This is a genomic window from Streptomyces sp. IBSBF 3136, assembly GCF_036815105.1.
In the GTDB taxonomy this organism is placed as follows: Bacteria; Actinomycetota; Actinomycetes; order Streptomycetales; family Streptomycetaceae; genus Streptomyces.
The window spans coordinates 1-7,141 of the sequence record NZ_JAJSZC010000313.1; the positions used below are offsets into that span (position 1 = coordinate 1).

The window sequence follows — 7,141 nt, forward strand, 5'->3', positions numbered from 1 at the left end:
CGAACGCCCCCCCCACAGGGGGTTGGGGGGGGAGGCCCCGGGTGCCGGGAAGTCCTGGAGGACTTCCCGGCACCGGGTCTTCGAGTGCGCCGGCTTCGTCCCCAGGCCCGCAGTTGTCCACAGGCTCAGGCACCCGCGAGCCCGGCGACGTAGGCTGGAGACCCCCCGGCCCTCACCCGAGTCGGGCTCTTCGCGTTGCCCACACCCGGACGGAAAGCCTCCTCCATGAGCCTGCACGGTCTGCTCGACGCCGTCGTCAAGGACCCCGCCCTCGCGGAAGCGATCGAGGCGGCGGCGGACGGCAACCGCATGCACGTCGACCTCGTCGGCCCCCCGGCCGCCCGCCCCTTCGCGGTCGCCGCCCTCGCCCGCGAGGCGGCCCGCCCGGTGCTCGCGGTGACGGCCACCGGCCGCGAGGCCGAGGACCTCGCTGCCGCCCTGCGCTCGCTGCTGCCCGAGGAGGGCGTCGTCGAGTACCCCTCCTGGGAGACCCTCCCGCACGAGCGGCTCAGCCCCCGCAGCGACACCGTCGGCCGCCGCCTCGCCGTCCTGCGCCGCCTCGCCCACCCCCGCCCCGACGACCCCGAGACCGGTCCGGTCTCGGTCGTCGTCGCGCCCGTACGCTCCGTGCTCCAGCCGCAGGTCAAGGGCCTCGGCGACCTGGAACCCGTGGCGCTGCGGACAGGCCAGACCGCCGACCTCGGCGAGATCGTGGAAGCCCTCGCGGCCGCCGCCTACGCGCGCGTGGAGCTGGTCGAGAAGCGCGGCGAGTTCGCCGTGCGCGGCGGCATCCTGGACGTGTTCCCGCCCACCGAGGAACACCCCCTGCGCATCGAGTTCTGGGGCGACGACGTCGAGGAGATCCGCTACTTCAAGGTCGCCGACCAGCGCTCCCTCGAGGTCGCCGAGCACGGCCTGTGGGCCCCGCCCTGCCGCGAGCTGCTGCTCACCGACGACGTGCGCGCACGCGCGCGTGCCCTCGCCGAAGAGCACCCGGAGCTGGGTGAACTGCTCAACAAGATCGCCGAGGGCATCGCGGTCGAGGGCATGGAGTCCCTCGCCCCCGTCCTGGTCGACGACATGGAGCTGCTCCTCGACGTCCTGCCCAAGGGCGCCATGGCCGTGGTCTGCGACCCGGAGCGGGTCCGCACCCGCGCCGCCGACCTCGTCGCCACCAGCCAGGAGTTCCTCCAGGCGTCCTGGGCGGCCACCGCGGGCGGCGGCGACGCCCCGATCGACGTGGGCGCCGCCTCCCTGTGGTCCATCGCCGACGTCCGCGACCGCGCGCGCGAGCTGGACATGATGTGGTGGTCCGTCTCGCCGTTCGCCGCCGACGAGGAACTGGACGCGGACACCCTCAAGCTGGGCATGCACGCCACCGAGACCTACCGCGGCGACACCGCAAGGGCGCTCGCCGACACCAAGGGCTGGCTCGCCGACGGCTGGCGCACGGTCTTCGTCACCGAGGGCCACGGTCCGGCCGCCCGCACCGTCGAGGTGCTCGGCGGCGAGGGCATCGCCGCCCGCCTGGACGTCGACCTCGACGACCTCAGCCCCTCCCTCGTCCACGTGTCCTGCGGCTGCATCGACTACGGCTTCGTCGACCCCGCGCTGAAGATCGCCGTCCTCACCGAGACCGACCTCACCGGCCAGAAGGCCGCCGGCCGCGACGGCGCCCGCATGCCGGCCCGCCGCCGCAAGACGATCGACCCGCTCACCCTGGAGCCGGGCGACTACATCGTGCACGAGCAGCACGGCGTCGGCCGCTACATCGAGATGGTCCAGCGCACCGTGCAGGGCGCCACCCGCGAGTACCTGGTCGTGGAGTACGCCCCCGCCAAGCGCGGCCAGCCCGGCGACCGCCTCTACATCCCCACCGACCAGCTGGAGCAGATCACCAAGTACGTCGGCGGCGAGGCCCCCACCCTGCACCGCCTCGGCGGCGCCGACTGGACGAAGACCAAGGCGCGCGCCAAGAAGGCGGTCAAGGAGATCGCCGCCGACCTGATCAAGCTCTACAGCGCCCGCATGGCCGCCCCCGGCCACGCCTTCGGCGCCGACTCCCCCTGGCAGCGCGAGCTGGAGGACGCCTTCCCCTACGCGGAGACCCCCGACCAGCTCACGACCATCGCCGAGGTCAAGGAGGACATGGAGAAGTCGGTCCCGATGGACCGCCTGGTCTGCGGCGACGTCGGCTACGGCAAGACCGAGATCGCGGTTCGCGCCGCCTTCAAGGCCGTGCAGGACGGCAAGCAGGTAGCCGTGCTCGTCCCCACCACCCTGCTGGTGCAGCAGCACTTCGGCACGTTCTCCGAGCGGTACTCGCAGTTCCCGGTGAACGTGCGGGCCCTGTCCCGGTTCCAGACCGACACCGAGGCCAAGGCCGTGCTGGAGGGCCTGAAGGACGGCGCGGTGGACGTCGTCATCGGCACCCACCGCCTGTTCTCCTCCGAGACGAAGTTCAAGGACCTCGGGCTGGTCGTCGTCGACGAGGAGCAGCGCTTCGGCGTCGAGCACAAGGAGCAGCTGAAGAGGCTCCGCGCCAACGTCGACGTGCTGACCATGTCGGCCACCCCGATCCCGCGCACCCTGGAGATGGCGGTCACCGGCATCCGCGAGATGTCCACGATCACCACCCCGCCCGAGGAACGGCACCCCGTGCTCACTTTCGTCGGGCCGTACGAGGAGCGGCAGATCGGCGCCGCCATCCGCCGCGAACTGCTGCGCGAGGGCCAGGTCTTCTACATCCACAACCGGGTCGAGTCCATCGACCGGGCGGCCGCGCGGCTGCGCGAGATCGTCCCCGAGGCGCGCATCGCCACCGCACACGGCCAGATGTCCGAGGCCGCGCTGGAGCAGGTCGTCGTGGACTTCTGGGAGAAGAGGTTCGACGTGCTGGTGTCGACCACGATCGTCGAGTCCGGCATCGACATCTCCAACGCCAACACGCTGATCGTGGAGCGCGGCGACACCTTCGGCCTGTCCCAGCTCCACCAGCTGCGCGGCCGCGTCGGCCGCGGCAGGGAGCGCGGTTACGCCTACTTCCTCTACCCGCCGGAGAAGCCGCTGACGGAGACCGCGCACGAGCGGCTCGCCACCATCGCCCAGCACACCGAGATGGGCGCGGGCATGTACGTGGCGATGAAGGACCTGGAGATCCGAGGCGCCGGAAACCTGCTCGGCGGCGAGCAGTCCGGGCACATCGCGGGCGTCGGCTTCGACCTGTACGTCCGCATGGTCGGCGAGGCCGTCGCGGACTACCGGCGGCAGCTGGAGACCGGCGAGATCGAGGAGGAGCCGCCGCTCGAGGTCAAGATCGAGCTGCCCGTCGACGCGCACATCCCGCACGACTACGCGCCCGGCGAGCGGCTGCGCCTGCAGGCCTACCGCGCCATCGCCTCCGCCAACTCCGAGGAGGACGTCAAGGCCGTCCGCGAGGAACTCACCGACCGCTACGGCAAGCTGCCCGAGCCGGTGGAGAACCTGCTGCTGGTGGCCGGGCTGCGGATGCTGGCGCGCGCGTGCGGCGTGGGCGAGGTCGTGCTCCAGGGCACCAACATCCGGTTCGCCCCGGTGGAGCTGCGCGAGTCGCAGGAACTGCGCCTCAAGCGGCTGTACCCGGGCACGGTCATCAAGCCGTCCGCGCACCAGGTGCTGGTCCCGCGCCCGAAGACCGCCAGGGTCGGGGGCAAGCCGCTGGTCGGCCGCGAACTGCTGGGCTGGGTGGGCGAGTTCCTCGCCTCCATCCTCGGTTCGTGACGGCCGTTCCGCCGTGACCGGCGATCCTCCGCGACCGCCGCCGGCGTCGTGACCCCCGAAGCCCCGGATCCGTCGGATCCGGGGCTTCGCCCGTACCGTCCCGCTCACCGTGTCCCCGCTCACGACAAGTCACGCCCGGATTGCTCCGGTTGACCCCTTATCGGGTCATCTGCTGGACGCCGTGGGCCCGTTACCTTGGAACCAGGAACGGTCCGTCCGTAGAGCAGGGCGGCCGACGCGAGCGAGGGGGACGCACCGTGACGCGTCTGAGGGGCGGGACGATCACCGCGGTGGCCGTCATGGCGGTCGCCGTGGCCGGCTGCAAGGACGGACAGATCACCGGATCCTCCGGTCCGCGGGAGACCGGGCGCGGGGGAGCGGCCGTGGCCGCCGCCGACGCGCTGACCGTCAAGGGCCGCGCCCCGAAGACCGGTTACACGCGCGAACGCTTCGGCACCGCCTGGGCCGACACCGACTCCAACTCCTGCGACACCCGCGACGACATACTCAAGCGCGACCTGAAGGAGGTGAAGTTCACCGGCGGCACCTGCAAGGTCACCTACGGCCTGCTGGAGCCGGACCCGTACTCCGGCAAGGACATCACCTACCGGCGCGGCCGCAGCCAGGTCGACATCGACCACGTCGTCGCCCTCTCGGACGCCTGGCAGAAGGGCGCGAAGTACTGGGACGCCGGCAAGCGCATAGCCCTCGCCAACGACCCGCTCAACCTCATCGCGGTCGACGCGAGCACCAACCGCGGCAAGGGCGACGGGGACACCGCCACCTGGATCCCGCCCAACAAGTCCTACCGCTGCTCCTACGTGGCCGCCCAGGTGGCCGTCAAGAAGAAGTACGGGCTGTGGGTCACCGCCGCCGAGAAGGCCGCGATGAAGAAGGTCCTCGCCACCTGCCCGGACCAGAAGCTCCCGACGGGCGGCAACCCGACCGAGGCGCCGAAGCGGTTCCGGGCGCGGTAAGGCGGCCGGGGTGAGCCAGGCGCGTTGAGCCGGGCGGGGTGCCGCCCGTCGGGGTGTGGCAGGGCGGGGTGCGGCGGGGCCGGCCCGGAGTCCCGGGCCGCCACCCGGCTCAGCCGCCCAGTGCGTCCAGGTCGACGATCTTCCCGGCCGGCTTCCGCGCCGGGACGGGCTTCTCGTAGTCGGTGAAGGACAGGTGCACCGGCTCCTTCGCCCCGGAGGAGCCGTCCACCCGCAGCAGGTACGGCTTGCCCTCGGTCGCCACGTACAGCGTGTAGCGGTCCTTGCCGTCCTTCTCGTGCAGGACGATCGCCGGGGTGCCGTCGACGGTGGTGGTCTTCCCGCGGGTGGCGTCCGAGCTGACGTCGCCCGCTCCGGCGAGGACCGAGTCCAGGTCGCAGAAGCCCGCGATGTCCTTGGCGTCCTGGCCCTTCACCGCCATCTTGGCCCACTTGCCGGCCAGCATGCTGACGGCGGCGTCGGTGTCCGCCTTGGACTCGCCGTCGCTCTGGGCGCGCAGGAACGCCTCGTCGTACTTCATGTAGACGGTGGCGCCGGTCTTGACCAGGTCGGCCTTGCCCTGACCGCCCATGCTCATCGTGCCGGCGCACTCGCCCTTCTTGTCCAGGGCCATGTCGATGGCGATGGTGCCCTTGCTCTCGTCGTCGGCGACATCGCCCTTCATCCGCAGCGACGAGGCACCCGTGGTGGCCTTCATCGCCCGGTCGGCGATCTGGCCGCCGCTCAGCCCGGCGAACGGGCCCTTCGGCTTGCTGTCCGCCTTGTCCTGCCCCGAATGGCAGCCGGTGAGCCCCGCGGTGGCCGCGGCGGCGAGACAGAGGGCGGCGATTGCGGTACGGCGCATGGGAGTTCCTTGCTGCGAGAAGTGACGTGAGGTGAAGCGAGGTGAAGAGTGAGGTGCGAACGAGCGGTGACGGACGAGGTGGAGTGGTGACCCCCGGGGTCAGCCCGTCCTCTTCCAGTCGCCGCAGCCGGTCGTCTTGAAGTAGGCGTCCGTGGCGCGGACGGTGACCACGGCCGTGCCGGTCACGTTGTCGTTGGCGAGGATCGAGTCGAGGCTCTGCTCGGCGTCCCTGGTGCGCTCCCAGTAGCACGAGCCGTCGCCGTTCCCGGTCGACCGGTAGGTGCCCGGCGCGATGTCCGCGCCGACCCGGAACATGCCACCGTCGCCGTCCATGGAGGTGGCGGGCGTGCCCTTCGCCTCGGTGGGGACGGCCTCCCAGTCGTGGCAGCCGCTGGACTTGAACAGCTTGTCGCCGGTCTTGACGGTGACGTAACTCGTGCCGGTCACGTTGTCGTTGGCCAGCAGCGAGTCCGTCTCGCCCGAGGCGTCCTTGGCGCGCTCCCAGTAGCACAGGCCGGCGCGGTTTCCGGTGGTGCGGTAGGTGCCGGGACTGATGTCGGAGCCGACCCGGAAGTCGCCGTCGCCGCCGAAGGCGGCCTTCTGCCCGGGGGCCGCCTTCGCGCCGGCCGAGCCCTTCGCCGCCTTCTGCCCGCCGGGCCGGTGCGCCGCGGACGCCGCGGAGCCCTTGCCCCCGGTGCCCGGCCCGCCGACGTCCTTGCCCCCGTCGTCGGCGTTCGCGGAGACGACTCCGATGACGACGACGCCTACGACGGCGCTCAGCGCGATCTTGCCCTTCATGCCCATGACGGGACCCCCTCCGACAGGGCGACCGCCCCCTCCGGCTGGCCGCTCGTTCGCTGGGTCAATAAGATCAGAGCCTGTGAACCGAGTCAACACGGTTCACACTTCGGGTTGAGTGCACGCGCGTGAAGGCATGGGTCGTGTGTACGCCGGTATGCTCGGCCCACACACGGGACGAGGGGAGCGGGGCCGGTGCAGGACAACGCGACAGAGGTGACCGCCGCCGGTATCGCGCGGCTCGCCGGAGTGGGCCGGGCCGCGGTCAGCAACTGGCGTCGTCGGCACGCCGACTTCCCCAAGCCGGTGGGCGGCACCGAGACCAGCCCGTCCTTCGCGCTCGCCGAGGTCGAGGCGTGGCTGCGCAGACAGGGCAAGCTGGCCGAGGTCCCGCTGCGCGAACGCGTCTGGCAGCAGCTCTCCGGGCACCCCGAGGGCCCGGTCGCCGCCCTGGCGTACACGGGCTGCGTCCTGCTGCTCATCCACGAGCGCCCCACCGTCTGGCTCGACGTGAGCGCAGGCTCCGACCAGCGGCTGGCCACGCTGCTGCCCGGCGCCCTGGAGCAGGTGCTCACCCCGCGCTTCGGCGCCCCGGGCGGCGCGGGTGTTCACACCGGCGGAACCGGGGCCCCCTCGTCCGCTGTGAACAGCCGGGCCGCTGTGAACACCGGCCCGCCGGACCACGCGCGGGCCCGCCCCCAGACGCCCGGAGCCGTACCTCCGGCCCCCGACGGCCACCCCGAGC

Annotated in this window: 5 protein-coding genes; 3 read left to right on the forward strand and 2 right to left on the reverse strand. The window is 72.1% G+C overall.

Annotation, left to right across the window (positions count from 1 at the left end; genetic code table 11):
* Positions 1-225 precede the first annotated feature (225 nt).
* Both mfd and V7E45_RS37190 read left to right on the forward strand, forming a co-directional pair.
* Positions 226-3,759 carry a transcription-repair coupling factor gene (mfd, locus tag V7E45_RS37185; RefSeq protein ID WP_333778705.1) on the forward strand — a complete coding sequence of 1,178 codons (3,534 nt, stop codon included), beginning with the start codon at positions 226-228 and terminating at the stop codon, positions 3,757-3,759.
* A 257-nt stretch (positions 3,760-4,016) separates the two neighbouring features.
* Positions 4,017-4,736 (forward strand): HNH endonuclease family protein, encoded by a 720-nt coding sequence (locus V7E45_RS37190; RefSeq protein ID WP_333778706.1) that lies wholly within the window; start codon positions 4,017-4,019, stop codon positions 4,734-4,736.
* A 109-nt stretch (positions 4,737-4,845) separates the two neighbouring features.
* Here the strand turns inward: V7E45_RS37190 and V7E45_RS37195 are convergent, their stop codons facing one another.
* Entirely contained in the window at positions 4,846-5,598 is a 753-nt protein-coding gene (locus V7E45_RS37195; RefSeq protein WP_333778707.1) for a hypothetical protein, read from the reverse strand.
* Between the two features lie 99 nt (positions 5,599-5,697).
* On the reverse strand, positions 5,698-6,402 hold the full coding sequence (locus V7E45_RS37200; RefSeq protein WP_333778708.1) for a hypothetical protein: 705 nt from the start codon (positions 6,400-6,402) through the stop codon (positions 5,698-5,700).
* A gap of 189 nt (positions 6,403-6,591) precedes the next feature.
* Between V7E45_RS37200 and V7E45_RS37205 the strand changes: the two genes are divergently transcribed.
* Positions 6,592-7,141 (forward strand): helix-turn-helix transcriptional regulator (locus tag V7E45_RS37205; protein WP_443056337.1); only part of this gene is annotated, 550 nt, incomplete at its 3' end.